We start from the raw sequence: 22934 nt of genomic DNA on the forward strand, positions 1-22934 counted from the left end.
TGACATGACAGATCTTGCGATGGGTTCTGACAGAAGCCGGAAAATGTGTTAGAATAAAGCCATGTTTAAGATCACTTGTTCCGTCAGGACACTGGTTGAGTTTGTATATTTGTGCGGCGATCTCGTTCGTCCTTTTCATGATGTGCAAAGAGCACAGGAAGGGGCCAAGATCCATCGCTTATTGCAAAGAAGCAGCAAAGACCATTATGAAGCAGAAGTCGCATTTCGTCATACGACGATCTTAGACGACATCTGCTTTGAGGTGGAAGGCAGGGCTGATGGTGTCATTCATCGAAATGATGAGATCATCATTGATGAGATCAAAACGACAGATGTGCCTTATGATGAAATTATGGAAGACGGGATGCCGGTACACTGGGCACAGGCAAAATGCTATGCCTATTTTTACTGTGTCAAGCATCCGCGCGATACGATTTTGATCTCTTTGACTTATTATCAAATGGCAGAAGCGCGCACCAAGATATTTGAGAAAGCTTTTACGTTTGCGCAGCTGGAAACTTTTTACTTTGATTTATTAAAGCAATATCAAAAATGGGCGCTGTTTGCGAAGCAGCATAAGCAGGCGCGGCAGATTTCGATCAAAACGCTGACATTTCCTTTTGCGCAGTATCGAAGCGGACAGCGTGATCTGGCGGTTGCGGCCTACAAGACCATCCTAGATCAAAAAGTGCTGTTTGCTCAAGCGCCGACCGGGATCGGCAAGACCATTTCTACGCTGTTTCCTGCTGTGAAAGCACTGGGAGAGGATAAGGCAGACCGTATTTTTTATGTAAGCGCCAAGACGCTTACGCAAAAGGTCGCAGTGGATGCCTTGGATAAGATGCGCACACAGGGATTACAGATCAAAAGCGTCGTGATCGCTGCCAAAGACAAGTGCTGTCTGATGGAGGAAAAAAACTGTGATCCTGAAATCTGTCCTTATGCGAAAGGCTATTATGATCGTTTGCATGAAGCGATGTATGCGCTATTGACACAGTCGGATCACTATGAATTAGAAGGCTTGCGCGCCTTTGGCAAAGCATGGCAGTTATGTCCTTTTGAACTGTCGCTGGATCTATCGCTTTATTGCGATGTCATCATCGGTGATTATAATTATGTATTTGATCCGCAGGTTTATTTGAAACGCTTTTTTCAAGAACAAAAGGAGCGGATCGTGCTGCTGGTGGATGAAGCGCATAATTTGGTCGATCGTGCCCGGATGATGTTTACCAAACGTCTTAGCAAAAAAATGATACAGAGCGCTTATGCGTCTGTCCCAAAAGCAAAGCGCAAACTGCGCAAAGCACTTGCTTTATGCAAAGAGGAAATGGAACAACTGGAACAGGAACAGGAAGGCCGCTTTCATAGCGAATGGGAAATAAGGGAAAGCTTGCAGGCGAGCTATGAAGCGGTAATCGAACCGGGGGAACACTATTTGAAGGAAACGCCGTTGGCAAATGATGACGCTTTTACAACACTTTACTTTGAACTGCTGGCATTTAAGCGGATACAGGAACTGGCAGATGATCATTTCATCTATCTCAGTGAAAAAGAAGACGATGATTTTATTTATGAGATCTTTTGTCTGGATCCTTCTTCTCTGTTGAAAAAGCGCATGGATGAAGTATGTGCGACGATCTTGTTTTCCGCAACGCTGACACCGGTTTCTTATTTCGAGCAGTTGTTGGTCGGGCATAATGAAAACCGCAAGCTGATGCTGCGCTCCCCTTTCCCATCCGAACATCTGCACATCGCCATTCAAGACCGTATCTCCACCCGCTATAAAGACCGTTTACACACTTCCGCAGCGATCGCAGAACTGATTTTCAGCGCCATTTCTATGAAAACCGGCAACTATATGGTCTTTTTTCCAAGTTATCAGTATTTGCAGATACTGTATGATCTGTTTCGAGAACTCTACCCGCAAATTCCTCTGTTAAAGCAGGAAAGCGGTATGTCGGAAACGGAAAAAACAGCATTTCTTTCCCGGTTCATGGAAAATCGAGAAAAGACCTTACTGGGCTTTTGTGTGTTGGGCGGGATGTATGGAGAAGGAATCGATCTACAAAGCGATGCGCTGATCGGCTGTATCATCGTCGGGGTCGGACTTCCACAGGTAAATGAACGGCAGGAACTGCTGAAAGAATATTTTGATGATACGATGGAGATGGGATTCACCTATGCTTATATCTGCCCCGGTATGAGCAAAGTGTTGCAGGCATGCGGGCGGGTCATTCGCAGCGAACAGGATCAAGGGTTACTGCTGCTCATCGATGATCGCTATCGCCTGCCGCAGTGGAACGCTTTGCTGCCGGCGCATTACCGTCATTATCAGGTCGTTCATTCACCGATTGCCTTGATGAAGCAGTTAAAGCGTTTTTGGGCAGATTCGCAGCTGCCGGCGCATAAACTGGGAACAGAAAAAGAACGGGGGAATGGAGATTGACCTTGGTGCAATGGTTCTTGTTTTTAGGTGGCGGCAGTTCGATCGCCTACTATCTATTTATGAAGATCCGTTATCGTCGAATTGCTTTTGCGTCTTTCTTTTTGGGATCGGGAATCGCAATGCTGTTTTTTGCGATACTGTGGGACAACGGTGGTGATCAAAACAAGGTATCGGATCTTTGGCAAGATGTGATCGGCATTGTTTTCTTAATGGGCATCTTGCTGTTTGTTTTCACACAGGCAATGATCCTTTTCTATGGATTTCATGATGGCAAGAAAAAGGGCGACTATATCATGGTGCTGGGAGCAGGATTAAATGGCAGAGAGGTTTCTACGACACTGCGCCTGCGCTTAGATCGGGCAATCGCTTTATATCGGCAATGTCCGCTTCCCATGATCGTAAGCGGTGGACAGGGAAAGGATGAGGAGCGAAGTGAGGCTGCGGCAATGCGTGATTACTGTATTGCACAGGGTGTGCCTGAGAAAATGATCTTAATGGAGGATGTTTCTTGCAGCACAGATGAAAACTTTGCTTTTGTCAAAAGGCTGTTAAACCAACAAACACCGCATGTCCTGCTTGTTACCAATCGTTTTCATATGTGCCGGGCGGCCCGGATCGGAGCTTTTCATGGCTTTCGTTGTGAATGCTTTGCATCACCGGTCCATACGGCAACTGCCTTTAATTTTTATGTCAGGGAGTTTTTTGCTTTGTGGAAAACACTGCTGTGCCATCTTTTTTTCTTGATCTGCAAGAAAAGAAAACGATAAGAAGGCTGATCCGACATCCTGCACGCTGCGACTGTCAAAGGAAAGCCTCATTTTCCTCATTCTCGTATCGTTTTGATAAGATAAAACAGGAGCAAAATGACAGCTCGAATCAGCTGTATTGCTCCTGTTTTGCTTTTGCTTCATCTAATAAACATCGTATCGGATGCGCTGGCTCTTTCATTTGGAAAAGCGACAATGTGATGTACAGCAGCCACAGCTTCCATTACATCCCTGTCGTACTTTTTTATTTTTTCTAATGGATGTGATTGCCGCGATCATGCCAAGCAGCAATAAGCTCAAAACTATAACGGTTGCCATTTTATAAAGCCTCCTATCCAAGCCAGCCCATGAAAAGATAAACGATCCATGAAACAAGCCATGCAATCACGCACTGCCCCACCACAACGACCATTGCCCATTTCCCGCTCAACTCTCTTTTGATCGAAGCCACTGCCGCAACACATGGTGTGTATAATAAGCAAAATACCAGCAAAGATGCGGCCGCCGCAGATTGGAAGGTCGCCAGCAGTACATCGGTGCTGCCAAATAAAACCGTTAAAGAGGATACGACACTTTCTTTTGCCAAAAAACCGGCAATCAGCGCCGTTGCAATACGCCAATCACCAAATCCCAGCGGTGCAAACAGCGGCGCAAGCATTCCTGCTACATTTGCCAAAATGCTGTCCTGAGAATCATCGACCATGTTAAAGGTCAAATCGAAATTCTGTAAGAACCAAATAGCGATCGTCGCAAGAAAAATAACGGTAAATGCCCGCTGCAGAAAGTCTTTTGACTTATCCCACAGCAAATGGGCGATATTTTTGGCTGCCGGCAGTCGATAATTCGGCAGTTCCATCACAAAAGGTACCGCTTCTCCTTTGAATGTCGTCTTTTTGAATACCAACGCCATGATAATGCCCATGACGATTCCTAATACATATAGCGCAATCATTACAAGCGCCGCATGTTTTGGAAAAAATACATCGGTAAAAAACGCATAAATCGGCAATTTTGCCGTACAGCTCATAAACGGTGTCAAAAGAATGGTAATTTTTCTGTCACGCTGGGAAGGAAGCGTTCTGGTCGCCATGACTCCCGGTACCGTACAACCGAAGCCAATGAGCATCGGCACGATACTGCGGCCGGATAATCCCAGTTTACGAAGTAATTTATCCATGATAAATGCTACTCTTGCCATATAACCGCTGTCTTCTAAGATCGACAGGAAGAAAAACAAGGTTATGATGATCGGCAGAAAACTAAGTACACCGCCGACACCGCTGAAAATACCGTCAATGATCAAGGCATGTAAAGCTTCATTGACCTGTGCACTGTTCATCCACTCATCAACCAATACGGTAAGTGAAGTAATGCCTGTCTCTAATATTTCCTGAAAAAAAGCACCGATCAAGTGAAAGGTCAGCCAGAAGATCGCCCCCATAATTAAAATGAATAAGGGAATACCGGTATATTTCCCGGTCAAGAAATGATCGATCCTTTTGCTGCGCAGACGTTCTACGCTCTCTTTCGGCTTCACGATCGTCGCTTCACATACTGCCAAAATGAAATCAAAGCGCATCTTCGCAACGGCTGCGGAACGATCCAGCTCTGCATCTTTTTCAATTTGCTGTGTAATTTCTTCTAAAATATGCACTTCATGGTCGCTCAAATGTAACATTTCGATGATCTTGGCATCGCCTTCGATGATCTTTGTAGCCGCAAAACGAAGCGGTATTGCATGTTCTTGGTGATGGCTTTCAATGAGTTCCATTACGGCGTGAATTCCTCGATGCAGCGGACTGTCCGGTGCACAAAAATCTTGTTTCATTGGTTTTTCCTGATATTTGGCTACATGGATCGCATGTGCAACCAGTTCATCGACACCCTCGTTTTTTGCCGCTGAAATCGGTACGACCGGAACACCTAGTAAATGTTCTAATTCGCTTACTTTTACTGAACCGTCGTTTTTGCGAAGTTCATCCATCATATTTAAGGCGATGACCATAGGAATATCCAGTTCCAGCAGCTGCATCGTTAAGTACAGGTTACGTTCAATATTAGTGGCATCAATGATATTGATGATGCCTTTGGGTTTCTCTTTTAATAAAAAGGTACGGGTTACGATTTCTTCACTGCTGTAAGGCGACATGGAATAAATGCCAGGCAGATCGGTAATGGATGTGTGTGGGTGCCCTTTTATTTTTCCGTCTTTTCGATCGACGGTTACGCCGGGAAAATTGCCAACATGTTGATTGGCGCCGGTCAATTGATTGAAAAGGGTCGTTTTCCCGCAGTTTTGATTACCAACTAAAGCGAAGGTAAGCACTTCTTCCTCAGGGAGGGGGTGTTCATGTTTTTTATCATGATATTTCCCGTCCTCACCATAACCAGGATGAATTTTATTAGGCTGTTTCAAGAGCGATCGCTTTGGTGTATGGGCATATTCTTTTGTTACTTCGATCTGCTTCGCATCATCCATGCGAATCGTCAATTCGTAGTCATGAATCTTTAATTCAATCGGATCACCCATAGGCGCATATTTTACGATACTTACTTCAATACCCGGAATTAACCCCATATCTAAAAAGTGCTGGCGCAATGATCCGCTGCCTCCAACCGATACAATTTGGGCAGACTGTCCGATTGCTAATTCATTTAATCGCATCTGTATTCACCCTCTCTATTTTTGTTAGCGGTTACTAACTAACAACACAGAAATTACAGTGTTTCAAGGCTGAAACACTGCGTTTTTGATCTGTTGTTTTTATTTTTACAGGGGAAATCATAACAAATAATAGGATTCCATGCAATAGCTATACTGGAATTTGTAATTATTTTACTTTATTTTCTGATTTTTATTTTGATAAGGAATTGCTGCTGTTCTTAAAATAGCAGAATGTAGCGCTAAGTCCTGCTAAGGCTCCAAACAATAACATCCAAAGCATAACTTGGTTTGTATCATCTCCGGTTGGAACACTAGGTACCAATTCATTTAGATAACGATAACTGTAAATATCCTTATCAGGATCTACAAGCTCGTCATTGAAGAACACACCTTCCTCATTGATCTCTACCTTCAGCACTTCATCCGATAATAAGTATCCCATAGGCGCCTGTGTTTCCTTGATGTAGACAATTCCATAAGGCAAATCAGTGAATGTGGCAGTTCCTGATTCCTGATCCGCATGAACAGTACGTACTTCTTTCTTACAATCTTCATCTTCGTACATCGTGAATGCAAAGTCTTTGGATCTAATGAGCTGATCTGTCTGTGCATCCACTTTCTGTACTTGAATGTCAGTTAAGATCTGTTCATCTTTCATTACCACTTCCTGTACCTCGCCGGTGGCTTTTACCTCGAAGATCACATCTTCCGCTAAGTGATAGCCATAAGGTGCTGCTTCCTCATGTAAGCGATACATGCCCGGTTCTAACATCGTGATCATATGCGCTTCCTCTGTCGATGTCCAGCGTTCTACGATATTCTTTGTCTTTTCACTTGTCAAAATGAAATCTGCACCTGCCAATGCCTTACCGGTTGTCTCATCTACTTTCAAGATCTCTACTTTGGTATAGTCATTGGTCATTTCTACTTTCTGTGTTTCTGTTGTATTGGCTACTGTGAATTTGATCTCTTTCTCGCTTAACATATAACCAAACGGTGCGATCGTTTCCTTTAAGGTATATTCCTTTCCGACTGTTAATCCCTTGATCAGGTGTGCTTCCTCTGTGCTGACCCATTCTTCTACTACCTTTCCGTTCTCATCTAGCACCTGCAAGGTTGCGCCCTCTAACTCTTTTCCGGTCGTCAGATCGGTTTTGGAAATAAGCACTTCTGTCTGTTTGTTCGTGAATTGTTTATGCACTTCATACACTGCTTTCTGATCATCTTCCAAATCAAATTTGATCTCATAAACCGTTTCATCTAAGACATAGCCATCCAGTGTTCTTGTTTCCTGTAAAAGATAAGAAGCTCCATCTGTTCCAAGCGGTAAGCCTACGATATGGATTTCGCCTAATTCATTTGTCATATAGTAACCGTCTTCCGAAATATCCATCGATACCGGATCTCCTGCTTGATGGATCACTTTACCGTTCTGTGGATCGATGATATCATACTTCGTTTTCAGCTGATACTGCACACCGCTTAATAACTCCTTTGTTTCCTCGTCTGCTTTCTCGATATGGATCTCTGCGGTTGGCTTTTCATCTTTTACTCTTACGATAATGAGTGGATCGCCGTCATCATCTGCTTCCATGATACTGCCTGTGATTGTGAAAGGGATCGGATCGGTATTGAGCAGGTATCCGTTTGGTGCGGTGATCTCTCTTGCTTCATACTCTCCTGCCAATAACATCAATGGCAGCGTTACTTGTCCTTTCTTATTGGTTGTGAAAGTATCGATCCAATCTTCGCCTACTTTCTGTTTCACATATTGTTGTTTCTTCACGTTCCAGATCTTAAAGGAAGCATTTGATAATGTGATCGGTTCTTCTGTATCAGCATCCAGCTTGATCAAGCGTAGATATGCTTTCTTCCATTCGTTCTTGATGGCATAATGGAAAGACTGATCTTGGGTACTGATCGTAAACTCCACAGATCCTTCCATCGGGATCAGATCGACATGCGGTGTCTTGGTCTGTCTCATGACATAATCTCCGGCTGCCAATTCACCTGAAGAGGCATAGCCGGTTTTATCTGTTTTTAAGATCGCATATTCTTTTTTAGAATACGTATCTAAATGTTTTAATGCTTCCTCAAAAGATCCGTATTGATCTACATATTTCTTTAAGATGACTGTAAACTCGGCATTAGGTTCCGGTTCCAATACACTGGTTTCTTCATCGGAATACTTATGAATTTCGATCTTACCGGTAATGACTTGATCGGATACGGTCATATTCTGAGTTACGATGCTGACTGTTTGACCGCCATAAGTAAGATCTATATTGTATTTGTTTGGATCTAATTGATAGCCGGTAGGTGCTTGGATTTCTCGGATATAATAAGCGCCCAAGTTTTGATTGAGAAAACCTGCTGTATTACCTAAAGAATCGGTCGTTGTTTGTGCAACGAGGGTATCTTTTGCATGATAGAGCTTCCCGGAGATCGGATTGACGATATTTTCTCTTGCATAGAGGCCATAGATGGCACCTGCAAGGGTAGCGTCTCCTTGTGCTGTACTTCCGGTATCGGCATCTTGTTTCTTCAATGTGATATTACCTTTTTGGATTGCATTTTTTGCATTGAAAGAAACGACATCATTTGCGATGATGGTAACCTTATAGATCTTACTATCTAAGACAAGATTAGCAGGGACATTGGTTTCCTGCACATAGAGATCTTTAGGAAGCAGATCATCGATCTGTACGGTACCATCTGATCCTGTTTTATAGGTGCCGATCGGATCTGACATATCGCTGTTATAGGATAATGCGAAAGATGTGTTAGGCACATAGTTTCCTTCTTCATCCTGTTTTGCGATCTTCAAAGATCCTTCTTTGTTTACCTGTAACTTCAATGTAATTGATAATGGGTCTATTTTATGAAATACGGCGGTGTCTTGTGCTCCTGATTTTCTATAAACCATAGTAGTACCCAAATATTCCTTAGCGATCCGGTTAAATGTTAGAGTAACATTTTCCGGAGCACTATCAGTTGGGGTAAGCGTAATGGAATTACCGTTGCGAACAACATTGACGCCATTCTGACTGCTTACTTCTGCGAAGTCAGAGATTACACCGTTTAGATCGGTAATGGTAATACTTTCATTAACATTTACTACTGGATTTATATTATCAAAATTTGGTTTAATGTTTTGACGATTGATTGCTGCTTGTACTTGTGCTTTGTAAGTAGGGTAGTCAAAGCCGGTAATGGATACCGGTGTATGTCCCATTGCCTCATAGATCATATATTGGGTTGTAAGACGCCAATGAGTAGAATCTGAATCATTTTTATGTTTATACCACCCATAATATGCAATCTGTTCCATCTGATCTTTTACTGAATGTGAAAATTCTTCTACTGAATAATCATTCCCATCTGCAAATGGGGTAGTAGGATCCACACAAAACGCAACCTCTCCATTCGCCGTCATCCAAAAAGCATCACCCCAAGCCGGGAATCCATTTGACATTGTGAAGCGATAAGTATATCCCGGATAGTAACCGGTTCTGACTTGATTGTTATTAGCAGCTTTGGTGCTGATTGGTGTAAAACATGTAAAGATCATAAGCAGTACACTTATGATACTGAATATTTTTTTCTTAAGTTTATACATATTTCTTCCTCCTCATCATTGTTATTCGTGCTTTCTTTTCTTAATCCTAAAACTTTTTCATTTTTTCTACGTAGAAAAGGCAGCCATAAGACTGCCTATTAAATATAGTATTAGGATTATAGATTTTACGTAGAAAACAAATAACAATATTTTTATTCTGATCATAGGTATTACATAAGGACTGCGCATTCCTTAACACCTTTCACATTCCGGGGGATCTTTGTTTTTCATTGTTTCACGTCCTTTCTTGTAAAAGAAAAGAGCAACTGTTCTGATTGCTCTAAATTAAACTATTGATATTTTCATATGACTGGCATATAATATGGGTGTAAGTGATAGGTGGTGCAAACTACCAAAAGAAAAGAGAGAGTTGGCGCTCTCTCTTTTTTTAGTACCACTACCTTGAAAGACTAGATAACTAGTCTTTCTTTTTCAACTCTACAACGATTAAGTAGAGGATCAATAATTCGATTATTGCCTCTAAATTCATGTGTAAGTGATAGGTAGCGGTACATCAGGAAAGTATCATTCATGACTAATACCTCCGCAGCAATCATAACATAGATCGCTTCTGCACTCAATATGATCTATTCACAAAAGAAAATCTGTTACTTCTAATACTCTGGGAAATATACATCCCAAATTCCTTCTGCTACTTCGCCACACGAATCAAGTACAGTCCCAGTTCCCATACTATATCTTGGCCATCCATACCAAGGACTATTTGGATCTGCTAATTGTGCCTCTGCCCATGCACTTGCTTCTGCTTGACTGTTAAACCACATTCCGGAATTACCTAAGTTTGTATATGTCCCATTAGGCACACATACATTCTGTGCCGGTGGAGTAGGGGAAGTAGTATTTCCACCGGTAGATCCTGTTGCAGTAGATCCATTGGATCCGCCGGTATTGGCAGCCGGTGGTGTAACGGCAGGCGTTTGGGTTGTCGGTGTTTGTGTTTCTGTTTGTTCCTCTGCCGGTGCCTCTTCAGGAGTTTGGGTATTTGCGGTTTCTTCCTTCGCTTTTACATTGACGGTCAGCTCATAAGTTTTCTTCTTTCCGTCCTCGCCGGTTACCACATATTTCAACACCTGTTCTCCTGCTTCAGAAGTATCCAGCTTCGGATATTTCACTTTGCCTTCTACACTCTTTATGAAGTCTTTTACATCCACTTCATCGCCCTGCATCACTTCTACTTCTTTATCTTTGAATGTCAGAGAAGCAGCTGCTTTCTTTTCCTCTTTTTCAGAGCAGCCTGCCAATGTTATGCACATCATCAGTGTTAATAGTAGTGTCGTTGCTTTTTTCATGGTTTTTCCTCCCTCATCTTATTTTTTGTAGTTCTTCCAGTAAAAATCTTTTTTTATTTAACTTAAACAGCATTTTAGCCATATCCCAAATGAATAATGCTGCACCAAAAATTATACTTGCCATTATTGTAATAATCAAGTACACGGTAGTTTTTAAGTATTCACTCGATAAGTGTAACTGCGATAATCTAAAGAACATGCCATTTAACCACATGAGTAAAAATATGATTATTACAAAAATAAAGGTAAACATAAACTTTTTATGGCTGTAGCGGGATTTGGTTTCGATGCATTCCAGCAAAAACTCTGTATCAGGCATATTCATATAGGTATTTACTTCTTTTTCCAGATCATTGATTTTCCTTTTTTTGCATAAAAAAAGCATCTCAGTCTGATAGAGTAAGATGCTTTATTCTATAATTTCAAATATAGAGATATGTTATTCTTTGAAAAAATGTACTGTATAAATTCCTTCAGCTATTTCGCCACATGAATCTTTAACAAGGCCAGTTGTCCAAAGATATCTACGATATTGATACCAAGGACTATTTGGATCTGCTAATTGTGCCTCTGCCCATGCTTCTGCTTCTGCTTGACTGTTAAACCACATTCCAGAATTATCTAAATTTGTATATGTCCCATCAGGAACACATACATTCTGTGCCGGTGGAGTAGGGGAAGTAGTGGTATTTCCTCCGCTAGATCCTGTTGTAGTAGATCCATTGGATCCGCTGGTATTAGCAGCCGGTGGTGTAGCGGTAGGCGTTTGGGTTGTCGGTGTTTGTGGCTCTGTTTGTTCCTCTGCCGGTGCCTCTTCAGGAGTTTGGGTATTTGCGGTTTCTTCCTTCGCTTTCACATTGACGGTCAGCTCATAAGTTTTCTTCTTTCCGTCCTCGCCGGTTACTACATATTTTAATACCTGTTCTCCTGCTTCAGAAGTATTCAGCTTTGGATATTTCACTTTGCCTTCCACATTCTTTACGAAGTCTTTTACATCCACTTCATCTCCCTGCATCACTTCTACCGTATCATCTTTGAATGTCAGAGAAGCAGCTGCTTTCTTTTCTTCTTTTTCAGAGTAGCCTGCCAATGTCATGCACATTACAATTATCATCCCGCATACAATTTTCTTTTTCATCTTTTTTCCCTCACTTTTCTATATTTTTATTATTACACTTTTTCGATTGCTTTGCACGTCATTTCTTCCTTTTTGTTTCTTTCATCTATTATCAGACATTCGCACATGTGCATCATCCTGATTCGTACAAACTAATATCCACTAAATAAAATACAGAAATAAAAAAAAACGAACCTTGCTTCCTACACCAGTCATCGTCAAAGTTCGTTTTATTCTTCATATGGCGCCTAAAACAGGACTCGAACCTGTGACCTGCCGGTTAACAGCCGGATGCTCTACCTACTGAGCTATTTAGGCAACTTTTCCTTGAGTGCTCACATATAATACCATGGCATTTTCAAAAAAGCAATACCCAAATATAAAAAATATTATTTTCTGTAATACACCTATTGATGGTGCATACCATTCGATCTGTCATAGCGTTTATCTATCTATGCTCATCCGCTTCAAAACTCAAATTTCCCACTGATAAATCCGCATATTTATCCTTCCCTTGCTATCAAATACAATTCCTTCCTCTTCCAGCAATCCTCTTTGTTCAGGCCAAGAAACTGCCGTCTCGCCACGGTGATTCACGACGCGATGACATGGATAATCACCGTAAAAAGAAGCATGCGACATAATATTGCCTACCTGCCTTGCATGACGTTCTTTTCCCGCCAGCCTTGCGATCTGCTGATAAGTCGCCACTTTCCCCGCAGGAATCTCCGCAACGATCTCTAACACTAGATAAGCAAACTGTTCATCCATACACCATCGCCTCTTTTCACAACTAGTTCTTATGCACCTTACCATATAACAAGATTCCTTTTTTGTAAACACCGTATTTTTATTTCTTTGCTTTCCTAACGCAAATACTGAAATAACGATCTGTCTTCCCTGTCCCGTACCTCTTTCCATCCCGTCTATCTATGGCTTTTCACTTTCCATAAACCAGCGATCTCTCTCATAAAACAATAACCGTCGATTCCCGCATATACTGCACTCATAACGAAGACCGCAGCCGCCCACCACCGAAGTCCCGTTTTTAACACTGTATATATGATCGATCGGATAGCAGTTTTCCTGATCCCAAATAATTTTTAATGGCCGCAATTTCCCATCTTTCCCAATCAACGTTATCACATCAATATATTTCTTAAATACCATATGTTCCCTGAATCGCTGCATCTTTGATCCCTTCCTTTTCCTTTCTATCCTTATCGATCCTATCTTCTTTTCCTGCTCGTTTGCCCTTCCTTATTTCTGCTTCTTTTGTTAAAAATAACCGGTCGGATGAATCACATGTTCCTTTTCCGGATTAAACGCGGTTAATGTTCGATCTATTTCCAAACAGCACCGCTTGATCTTATAAAAACCGTATTTTTCTCTGATCTGCTGCATCGCCACATCCAATTTCTCATTCTTTTCCCGTATTTTCTCACTCTTAAACAACTGTATTTGCGAATAACCACGATCCCTATGCAAATGGGAAACACTGATGCCGATGCTGCGCAGCGGATATGTAAAACGATAATTTACCTTTAATAACTGAAACGCGATCTCCGCGATCTCCTCGCTGATATCCGTTGGCTGTTCGATCTTCTGCTGACTGGAAAAAGATTTTAATTCACTCGTCCGATAAGAAACACAAATCACCCTTCCTTTCAACCCCTTCTGCTTTAAGCGGCTTGCCACCGATTCCGCAAGCACATACAAAACAAGCTTCGCATCGTCCGCATTTTCCATATTTTTTGCTGTAGTGATGCTGTTGCCCACTGATTTCACTTCATTTGCGGCGCCTGCCAATGCGACATCGGAAATATTTTCACCATTGGCAAACCACCAGATCAATTCTCCCATTTTGCCTAACTGTTCCCGCAGATAAAGCCGGCTGCTGCAGGCAAGCGCACCGATCGTTTCGATCCCCAGCAGATGCAGTTTTTCCTTTGTTGCACGTCCGACATAAAACAACTGATCGATTGCCAACGGCCATGCGATCTTTTGAAAATTGTCCTTGCCGATCCTGACGATCCCATTTGGCTTTACTAAATCTGATCCTAATTTCGCAAATATCTTATTGAAACTGACACCGATCGATACGGTCAGTCCCACTTCCTCCATTACCCGCTTCTGGATCAAACGGGCAATCGCCATGCCATCGCCAAATAATTGCACACTGTCACTGACATCGATCCATGCCTCATCAATTCCAAAATCTTCAACCTGATCGCTGTATTCCCGATAAATATCTTTTACTTTTTCACTGTAATAAAGATAAGCCGGAAAATCAGGAGGAACGATCGTTAAATGCGGACATTTCTGTTTTGCCTCTCGCAGTGATTCACCGGTGCGGATATGAAATTCTCGGGCAAGGTCATTTTTCGCCAGAATGATGCCATGCCGACTCATTTCATTGCCGCCGACGGCCATTGCGATTTCTCTTAGCTGCGGATGCCGCATTTCTTCGATTTGCGCATAGCAGTGGTTAATATCACAGTGTAATACGATCCGTTCTTTACCTGTATGCACGTTAGCCCCTCCTTTACCGCTATCATATCACAAAAGTTGCATATTTCAATACTTTTTACGCAACTTAATCTGTAAAATGCTTCCATTATTGCACCGATTTGCTAATATACGCAACATTTGTTATAATAAAGAAAATGAGGTGAAACTATGCTGCTAAAGGATCTGCTTGCTGAATTTAAGCGGTCAACGCATTGCTCTAATGAAATGATCGCCAAGTTCTGCGGCGTGTCAAAATCGACGGTATCACGCTGGTGCAGCGGTGAAATCCGTAGGATCCAGGATGATACGATTGAAAAACTGAGTGAATTGATGCAGATGGACATTTTGTCTTTATTGAAACTGCACCGTGCAAAACCGATCGTCGGTGTGGTAAAAGCCGGATATGATCTTTATGCGCAACAAAATATTCTCGGCTATGAAGAAGTCAGCGCGGCTGAGGATGCACTTGGTGATTTCTTTTTGCAGGTACAGGGAGATTCGATGATCTATGCGCATATTTATGACGGCGATATGCTCTATATCAAAAAATGCACACATGTCGAAAGCGGGACGATCGCCATCGTCATGATCCAAGAGGAAGCCACTGTAAAAAAAGTGATCTGGAAAGATGACTTCATGATCTTGGAAGCCGGCAATCCCCTCGTGGAAAATCGTTATTTTACCAAAAAAGAAATACAGGAGCTCCCGGTGCAGATCATCGGGAAAGTCGTTTTCAGTAAAACCTATTTTTAAGCATCTATAAAATACATAGAAGAAATGAGGGATCGAGATGAAAATCAATCAGACCATCGGATGGGTCATGTCTGCCATGTTTTTAGCGCTTGGACTGTTATTCCCCGGCATTTTTCACTTTTTCGGCGCCGCATCCGGACAGGCGTTTTTGCCGATGCACATTCCGGTCTTTATCTGCGGACTATTCTGTGGGCCGATATTTGGCAGCATGGTCGGTATTTTGACGCCGCTGCTTTCTTCTTTTTTGACCGGAATGCCGGTATTTTTCCCGACTGCCATCGCGATGACATTGGAGTTAGCGACATATGGGGCAGTCAGTGGCCTGCTTGTAAAAAAGCTGCGCCTATATCCGGCGCTGATCGCTGCTATGCTGTGCGGAAGAGTGGTCAGCGGTATTGCACATGCTTTATTGCTGAGCGCTGCATCGCTTCCTTATACCTTGGAAACATTTATCAATGTCTCTTTCTTGATTGCGATTCCCGGTATCGCTTTACAACTGGTAATCGTACCGCTTGCGGTTTCCATCTTGAAAAAGATTCCCGTCATTCATCGCTAAACCGATTTCTTCCCCGATGCACAAATCATGCTGAAAGAGGAAAAGCCGCTTTTCTCTATGCAAAGCAGAAATAAACTTTTCACTTCAGGGTTATCAGATAATTGCGAAAAAAGGCTTGCAATCATATAATCTCTATGATATTATAAACAAGCAAACGGCGCGTTGGAGAAACGGTTAACTCACATGCCTTTCACGCATGCATTCACGGGTTCGAATCCCGTACGCGTCACCAAATAAAGCATAAAAGCCCCGCGAAAGGGCTTTTTTTATTTCAAAATAATTTATTTTTATGTTAGAAACAGATACGCTTTTTGAAAAATGCGTGCTTCTGCTTCAAAAAAAGGGCAGAAGATGCCCTTTTTTCGGTAAGTAATGCCAAGGAACACAAGCATTGCAGTTTGAAATGCTTTGCACTGGAGCCTCTTTTCCCATCATATTGGCTTCCATGATGAGCATGCTCCTATCACTTTATATTACTTTACCGGATCGATTTTATTCTTCTTTATTAGGACTGCCGCACTGTGGACAAAACTTCATCGGCTCATCGCTGGTATAACCGCATTCCTCATTAGAACAAACAAAACCTTCTTTGGGACGAGGTTTCCCGCACTCACTACAGAACTTGCCGCTGTTTTCATGTCCGCACGCACATGTCCATGTATCCTGCTTTGGCTTTTCCTTGCCGCATTCGCTACAGAATTTACCGCTGTTTTCATGTCCACAGCTACATGTCCAAGTGCCCGTTCCACCTGCTCGCTGTGGTTTTTGGAACAATGGATTATCTTCTCGTGTGCTCATCTGTTCAAACAGCGCACCATTTTGCATGCCTCCGGCCTGTGCAGCCATGCCCATTCCTAAAAAACCGGTAAAGGCGCCCGCTTCATTGCTCGCCGCGTTTTCCATCGCTGTCGCTTGTGCCTCCGCCAAACGGCCGGCTGCCACTCTCGCATCGCCCATCATGATCGCATCATCGATCTTTTGGATCCGCTTTCTGCTTTCATCATCAGGCGTTACTTTGGCAATCGCTACTGATTCGATCTCCATGCCACGCCGCTTATGCCATTCTTCATCCAGCGTATCATTCATATAAGCTGCGATTTCCCGCTGTTTTTTCGGCAGCTCATTATATTGGAAACCTTCATCGGAGCACATGCTCAACGCCGTATCCAGCGCATTGACAAATTCCATATCGCACTGTTCCATTAACTGTGCTTTTGTATAACGCTGTTCCACATTGCCCGCAACATGCGCATAAAAAGCCAATGGATCCGTGATCTTAAACGTATACATACCGAAATAGCGAATATAGATGCCTCGATAAGTCGGATCATTATACGGCATCGGCGTGGCACTGCCAAACTTATTGTCAAAAATCTCCTTCAAATTCACAAAATACACACGCTGATCTTTTCCCGGTGTACCGCCCATCGTGAAACGTTTGCCAAAGATCTTAAAAGAATCCTTTAACCCTTTCCAGCCATTGTCAAATAAACTCGGTTCCGTTGACTGATCCCATGTAAATCTTCCCGGCTCTACGGTAAAATCCACGATCTTGCCGTCTTCCACGATCAGCATCGCCTGTCCTTCATTGACCGCAATGCCGGTGCCATTGGTAATGATGTTTTCACTTCCCTTGGTGTTGCTGCCGGCGCTTACCTGCTTGACCCCTTTTTCGATCAGTACATCGTTGCTAAGCGAATCGCAATAAAAATATTCGATCCACTGATCCGCTAATGTAGTGGAAGCAGAAGAAATTGCTGCTTTAATCAAACCCATAGTATCCGTTCCTTTCCGACATGATGTCTTATCTGACTATGATCGGCGTTCCTTTTCAAACACCGCTTTTTCCTTCCTAAAAAGTCTTACCATTTACCGTAATGATTCAGCACCCATCCATAATCTCCGCTCGTAATGATCGATTTACAAAATTCACACTGTCCGGCAGAGGTTACTTCCGTCGGCGCACCGCAGTTTGGACAGTTGGTCGTGCTGATGCCTTCCTCTGCCTTTGTCTTTACCCCATTCTTGCGTAAAAACTCCAGCCGGTAGCTGCGATGCTGATACTCGCTCTTGCTTCCTTCGATCAGCTTTCCGGTTTCATCATCCAGTACATAATCCAACAAGCTCGCATCCAGTTTGACCGTAACTACTTCATACTCTCCGTCCATGCGATAGTCGGCAATCACACAGCTGCGAATATTTTGACGATTCATATAGTTTGTCTGCTTCATGTCGATATATTCCTGCAGCTGACGGCTATGCACATTGAATAATGCATTGCTTTCAAATGGACGAATCTGATTCCATTTCTTCTGCTCCCATGCCTCCTGTACCTGAATATACACTTCTTTGACATACGTCTTAAACGGCTCTGCCGCAAAATTAGGATCATTTTCCTTGATCCGGCTTACTACCGCATCCTCGTTCAATCCGATGTTGGAACTAAACCCCGGAGAAGAATAGGAATTTACACCGCCCATCGTTCTGCGATTTGGATTGCCTTTCTGTTTTGTGAAAAAAGCGACAAAGGCGATCACGACCAGCAGTATGATCAATCCCGATGGCGACATGACAAACGGCAGGAAAGTAAAGAAACTTCCGCCGGAACCATAAGAACCGCCATAAGAACCGCCCGAGCTGCCCCCGCCCCCGGAGAAGCTATTCCCCACATCAGCCAGTGCTGCTTCTTTGAAAAGCGCCAGACACAGCACCAGCAGACATGCGCAAGCCAGCCATTTTTTCCAGTTATGCTTTATCATGATGTCGATCCTCTCTTTCATTACTTCTATTATAGCAAATTCCTCTCACTTTGCATCATTCATTTCCGCTTTTCTTACTGACATCATTTTGACAGCGCAGCACTTTCATGATTTCCATGCTCTCTTTTTCACCCAATCGATCACTTTGTAACAGTCCTTTTGTCAAGCATGTGCAGACATGCGCGATCTCCCCGCTGAAATCACTTTCCATCTCCACCTCGATCGGCACGATCCGCTCTTTTGTTACCAGTTCTGCCCGCTTGCTTTTCCAAAACTGCTTCGTCCTGATATAGCCCTTTTCTCCATAGATCACGCCCCAGTTCTCCAGCTCCATTTTCCAGCTGCTGCGCACACTGGCGATCACCCCGTTTTGATAAGTGATGAGCGCCTGCGCAAAATCCACATAGCCGCGCGCTGCCCGCGTTTCACAATACTGCACCTGTTTGATCTCACTGTCCGCAAAATAATTGGCATAACAGATCGGATAAACACCGACATCATAAAAGCAGCCGCCGTCTTCCTTCCGATACCCCCAATAAGAAGTGGATAAACCCTCGCTTGGAAGCAAAAAGCCATAGCTGCCTTCAATGTAAGAAACCTTGCCGATCACCCCATCCTCGATCATTTCTTTGATCTTTTGATTTAAGGGTGTAAACAGCGTTTTTTCCGCTTCCATCAAAAAGCACTGCTGCTCTTTCGCATAAGCAAAACATTCCCGCAGCTGCGCTTCATTGCTGACAAGCGGCTTTTCACAGATCACATGCTTATGATGTGCAAGCGCCGCCATGATATGTGCATGGTGCAGATAATTCGGCGTACAGATATAAACGACATCGACTAGCGGATCTTCCAGCATTGCTTCATAATCACCGTATGCCTTCTTCGCACCGCTGCTTTCCCTGATCGCTTCGGCCTTGCTAACATCACGAGAAGCAACCGCATACAGACACGCAGAAGGTGTTAATACGATCCCCTCTATGACCCGTTTTGCTATGCCGCCAAGTCCCATTACCGCAAAATTCCACATCTTTCATCATCCTCCTATTCTGTTTTTTATTCACAAGCGATCTGCTTCCTTTATCACATGCCGTGCTTTTCAGTCCTCTGCTGTGCTCACATTTCTTGGGTAAATAATGCCAGCAGCTCTTCCTTAGATAAAGACGCGATGCTGCCGCTGCTTTGTTCAACAAACAGATCTGCCAGTTCTTTTTTCTTCTCTTGCAGCTTTTGGATCTTCTCCTCGATGCTGTTTTTCATGATCAGCTGATGCACCTGCACATTTTTATGCTGTCCGATGCGGTAAGCGCGATCGCTCGCCTGATTCTGCGCCGAACTGTTCCACCATGGATCAAAGTGGATCACCGCCTCTGCTTTCGTTAAATTTAAGCCGGTTCCTCCTGCCTTTAACGAAATCAAAAAGACATCCGCTTCGCCGTCTTGAAATTTCCGTACCAGTTCTTTGCGCTTTTCTTTCGGCGTATCTCCGCTTAATCGAAAATAAGTGATATTATTCAGCCGCAATTCCTCTTCCAGCAGATCAAACACCTTCGTAAAAGAAGAAAACAGCAGCACCTTCTGTCCGTTCTCCCGATGATTCAGCAATAATTCCAGACAGGCTTTCATCTTAGAGGAAACAGCGTCGATTCCCTCATAGATCATCCGCGGTTCACAACAGATCTGTCTTAACCGCATCAGCAATGCCAAGATCGCAATAGAATCCTGTTTTTCACTTTGAAGGAGCACTTGTAATTCTTGATTCACTTGTGCCAAATTGGCATAGTACAGCTTGCTTTCTTCTTGCGAAAAAGGAATCAGCCAAGTCTTTTCCACTTTATCCGGCAGTTCGGATAAAACCGCTTTTTTATTTCTTCTCAGGATAAAAGGAGAAACCAGCTTCTGTAAGCGTTTGATCGTTTCTTTCTTCTGTTCCTTTATGATCTTGCTTTCAAAGTTCTTTTGAAAGTAAGCATAGGAAAACAAATACTGCGGCATCAGAAAGTCAAATACCGACCACAATTCTGCCAGTGCGTTTTCAATCGGTGTTCCCGATTATGCCAGTTTATGCTCGGCTTTTAACTGCTTGACCGCAAAGGCATTCTTGGTTTTCGGGTTTTTGATGTATTGTGATTCATCCAATATCACATAGCCGAAAGTAAGATCGCCATAATATGTAAAATCCCGTCTTAGATAATCATAGGACGTTACAAGCAGCCCTGTTTTGGCTGTTTCGATCAATGCCATTCGCTGCTGCTGATTTCCCGTTATACAGGTTACCGGCAGCTGTTTGGCAAAGCGATGCACTTCCTCTTCCCAGTTATAAAGCAAAGAAGAAGGACAAACGACGATGCTTGGCTTCTCTAATTGCAGTTCATCTAACAGCGCAATGACTTGCAGCGTCTTGCCAAGTCCCATATCATCGGCTAAGATGCCGTTAAAGCCATATTCATAAAGCGTACGCAGCCATTGATACCCTTCTTTTTGATAATCCCTCAGCAGCTTCTGATAATGCGGCGACAGAGAAAAATCAGATGCCCTCTGCTCAAAGTGCGTCAGCCATTGCTCATAAGAGGCTTTGCGTTTTAATTGGATCGTATGCAGATCTTCTTCGTTCATCAAAGAAAACGCCCTATTTTGTGCCAGATGGATCGTACCGTCCCGCATATCTTTCGGATGTAAATGATAACGGTCAAGCAGATTCGATAATTCCGCTAACTGAGTGGATTCCAAATACAGCAGATCACCGTTTCGCAGGCGATAAAATTTCTTTTTGCGGCGATATTGCTCTAATACCGCGGCAACCTCCATCTTCGGAATTTCACTGCTCTCCACATCTAACGCCAATAAATTATTTTCCATACGGACCCCGATATTCATATGGTAGGAAACCGGTTTGCCGATCCGTTTCAGCACATCGGAAATATAGATCTGGGCATATTCTTTTAAGAAGGTCAAACCCTCTTGTAAAAAAGTATAAGTCTGTTGGCGATTTTCGTCTAAATAAACCAGATGGTTCTTGCGATCTAAGGTACCGGCCGCTAACAGGCACTGTTCCACAAGTTCCTGTGCATAGGTCGTGGGAAATTGTTTTTGAAAGGCGGGGATGTGCGCATGCGACTCATTCACATAGATCACTTGAAAATAGATCTGTCCCTGTTCGTTCACATCACCGTATATCTTGATCGTGTCATAATCATTTTCCCTTTGCTCGGCCAAATCAGGAATGAGCAGATGCTCTTTTAACGAAGTCAGCACATACTTATAAAAATCAGCAAAGTCTTCCTCCAAGATCACGATTCGATTATTTTCCTTCTTTAAGCGCGCTAACAGATCGAAACACGCGCCCTGTTCATCAAATTCATATTTGATCAAAGTAAAATGACAGTTTTCTTCACACAGGCGATATACTTGCTTCATTCCTAAAAAATAGTCGTCCTCACCTAATTCCAAAACATAGTGATCGGCTTCCTTTCGCAGATGTAAAGAAATCGGCTGCTTTTGTTCACGGAAAGAAAGATTGTCAAACGCATAGTCATGATACGTTTCATAAAAATCGTCGATCGTATAAGCATCCAGATCAATATAACGCCCCAGAACATACGTTTTTTCATCATAGCGATAAAAGTAATCCTGCTCTCGCTTTTTTTCTTGACAGCGTTTATTGGCAATGTGCATGAATTGGATCTGTTGCTGCGCAAAAGCGTTAAATGCCTGTTTGCGATGAACAAAGGTCAAGGCGTTGCCATAGCGTACGGAACGCTCCTGTTCACAGTTTCTTAAAAAATCGCCGATATTTTTAATGACGTACTTTTTTTCATTGCCGATCTTGAAATCTAAATAATACGCCATGATCTCTTTATGAAAATAAGGGGTGATCTCATAGCATTCATTTTCCAAAAAAGCATCGATCCGCTTTTGATAAAGCTGTTTGTGATGATAGATGAGACCATGGGAAACGGCGATCTGATGACGGCGCTGTGCCTGTAAGTGCATTTCCCTTGCCACATCCCGCAGATGACGGCTTTTTTCTCGTTGTTCCCGCTGTTCTTTCAAAGCCGGTTTGGCATAATGAAAAGGATAATGATCGATCGTTAATTGATTCAGTTTCCATAAAACCGCCCCGATATGCGCACAAGGGCTTTTTGAGGTACAATAGCCGCATGCGCACCGATAGTTTTTCAGCTGATAGTGCGAATCATATTGAAACGTGCAGGAATAATCATTTCCCAGCACATTGACACACGCTTCCACGAAAAATGTACTTTCATCACAGCGTTCGATACAGATCGTTTCTACATTGTCATAAGTGTCATATTTACATGCAATATCATAATTCTGCACATCGCCGATCAGCTCTTCGATACAAAATTTATCAAATAACCGCATGTGCTCACCTCATTTCATCATTAGTCTTATTATACCGAAAACCGCCGC

At 43.0% G+C, this 22934-nt stretch carries 17 protein-coding genes, 2 tRNA genes and 1 pseudogene; 5 read left to right on the forward strand and 15 right to left on the reverse strand.

Annotation, left to right across the window (positions count from 1 at the left end; all coding sequences use genetic code 11):
* Positions 1 to 61 precede the first annotated feature (61 nt).
* Both C1712_RS01545 and C1712_RS01550 read left to right on the forward strand, forming a co-directional pair.
* Complete coding sequence (locus tag C1712_RS01545; RefSeq protein ID WP_102266164.1) at positions 62 to 2446, forward strand: ATP-dependent DNA helicase; 2385 nt, start codon at positions 62 to 64, stop codon at positions 2444 to 2446.
* Positions 2447 to 2451: 5 nt separating this feature from the next.
* Positions 2452 to 3213, forward strand: coding sequence for a YdcF family protein (locus C1712_RS01550; protein ID WP_245858034.1), 762 nt, complete (start codon positions 2452 to 2454; stop codon positions 3211 to 3213).
* A 177-nt stretch (positions 3214 to 3390) separates the two neighbouring features.
* Here the strand turns inward: C1712_RS01550 and C1712_RS12525 are convergent, their stop codons facing one another.
* From C1712_RS12525 to C1712_RS01595, 10 genes are all read right to left on the reverse strand, one after another.
* Positions 3391 to 3531, reverse strand: coding sequence for a FeoB-associated Cys-rich membrane protein (locus C1712_RS12525; protein ID WP_146003294.1), 141 nt, complete (start codon positions 3529 to 3531; stop codon positions 3391 to 3393).
* A gap of 13 nt (positions 3532 to 3544) precedes the next feature.
* The gene (gene feoB, locus C1712_RS01555) at positions 3545 to 5878 is read right to left on the reverse strand and encodes a ferrous iron transport protein B (RefSeq protein ID WP_102266167.1); all 2334 of its coding nucleotides are present in this window, start codon (positions 5876 to 5878) and stop codon (positions 3545 to 3547) included.
* A 190-nt stretch (positions 5879 to 6068) separates the two neighbouring features.
* Entirely contained in the window at positions 6069 to 9497 is a 3429-nt protein-coding gene (locus C1712_RS01560; protein ID WP_102266168.1) for a SpaA isopeptide-forming pilin-related protein, read from the reverse strand.
* A 614-nt stretch (positions 9498 to 10111) separates the two neighbouring features.
* Positions 10112 to 10807 (reverse strand): hypothetical protein, encoded by a 696-nt coding sequence (locus tag C1712_RS01565; protein WP_102266170.1) that lies wholly within the window; start codon positions 10805 to 10807, stop codon positions 10112 to 10114.
* 13 nt (positions 10808 to 10820) lie between these two features.
* Positions 10821 to 11126 (reverse strand): hypothetical protein, encoded by a 306-nt coding sequence (locus C1712_RS12605; RefSeq protein ID WP_180963036.1) that lies wholly within the window; start codon positions 11124 to 11126, stop codon positions 10821 to 10823.
* A gap of 120 nt (positions 11127 to 11246) precedes the next feature.
* Positions 11247 to 11945, reverse strand: a complete 699-nt coding sequence (locus tag C1712_RS01575; protein WP_102266173.1) for a hypothetical protein — start codon at positions 11943 to 11945, stop codon at positions 11247 to 11249.
* 221 nt (positions 11946 to 12166) lie between these two features.
* Positions 12167 to 12242 (reverse strand) — tRNA-Asn (locus C1712_RS01580).
* 156 nt (positions 12243 to 12398) lie between these two features.
* Complete coding sequence (locus C1712_RS01585; RefSeq protein WP_245858027.1) at positions 12399 to 12845, reverse strand: MGMT family protein; 447 nt, start codon at positions 12843 to 12845, stop codon at positions 12399 to 12401.
* Positions 12846 to 12854: 9 nt separating this feature from the next.
* Positions 12855 to 13115 carry a hypothetical protein gene (locus C1712_RS01590; protein ID WP_245858028.1) on the reverse strand — a complete coding sequence of 87 codons (261 nt, stop codon included), beginning with the start codon at positions 13113 to 13115 and terminating at the stop codon, positions 12855 to 12857.
* Between the two features lie 87 nt (positions 13116 to 13202).
* On the reverse strand, positions 13203 to 14456 hold the full coding sequence (locus tag C1712_RS01595) for a DNA polymerase Y family protein (RefSeq protein WP_281254603.1): 1254 nt from the start codon (positions 14454 to 14456) through the stop codon (positions 13203 to 13205).
* 147 nt (positions 14457 to 14603) lie between these two features.
* On the opposite strand from C1712_RS01595, the gene C1712_RS01600 reads away from it, so the two are divergent.
* The 3 genes from C1712_RS01600 to C1712_RS01610 all read left to right on the forward strand — a co-directional run bounded on the left by C1712_RS01600 (position 14604) and on the right by C1712_RS01610 (position 15976).
* Entirely contained in the window at positions 14604 to 15188 is a 585-nt protein-coding gene (locus C1712_RS01600; RefSeq protein ID WP_102266176.1) for a LexA family protein, read from the forward strand.
* Positions 15189 to 15225: 37 nt separating this feature from the next.
* On the forward strand, positions 15226 to 15744 hold the full coding sequence (locus C1712_RS01605; protein ID WP_102266177.1) for an ECF transporter S component: 519 nt from the start codon (positions 15226 to 15228) through the stop codon (positions 15742 to 15744).
* A gap of 156 nt (positions 15745 to 15900) precedes the next feature.
* Positions 15901 to 15976 (forward strand) — tRNA-Glu (locus tag C1712_RS01610).
* 260 nt (positions 15977 to 16236) lie between these two features.
* On the opposite strand, the gene C1712_RS01615 is transcribed toward C1712_RS01610, so the two are convergent.
* From C1712_RS01615 to C1712_RS01635, 5 genes and pseudogenes are all read right to left on the reverse strand, one after another.
* Positions 16237 to 17520: an SPFH domain-containing protein gene (locus C1712_RS01615; protein ID WP_102266178.1), complete on the reverse strand. Its 1284-nt coding sequence runs from the start codon at positions 17518 to 17520 to the stop codon at positions 16237 to 16239.
* Between the two features lie 86 nt (positions 17521 to 17606).
* Positions 17607 to 18503 (reverse strand): TIM44-like domain-containing protein, encoded by an 897-nt coding sequence (locus C1712_RS01620; protein ID WP_102266180.1) that lies wholly within the window; start codon positions 18501 to 18503, stop codon positions 17607 to 17609.
* Positions 18504 to 18558: 55 nt separating this feature from the next.
* Positions 18559 to 19530: a Gfo/Idh/MocA family protein gene (locus C1712_RS01625; protein WP_102266181.1), complete on the reverse strand. Its 972-nt coding sequence runs from the start codon at positions 19528 to 19530 to the stop codon at positions 18559 to 18561.
* A gap of 86 nt (positions 19531 to 19616) precedes the next feature.
* A complete protein-coding gene (locus tag C1712_RS12945; protein ID WP_342744939.1) occupies positions 19617 to 20195 on the reverse strand; it encodes a DEAD/DEAH box helicase in 579 nt (192 codons plus the stop codon).
* Positions 20172 to 22886: pseudogene (locus C1712_RS01635) on the reverse strand (DEAD/DEAH box helicase); the annotation flags it as partial. The gene C1712_RS12945 and the pseudogene C1712_RS01635, both read right to left, overlap by 24 nt.
* Between the last annotated feature and the right edge of the window lie 48 nt (positions 22887 to 22934).

The organism is Massilicoli timonensis, from assembly GCF_900199515.1.
GTDB lineage: Bacteria > Bacillota_I > Bacilli_A > Erysipelotrichales > Erysipelotrichaceae > Massilicoli > Massilicoli timonensis.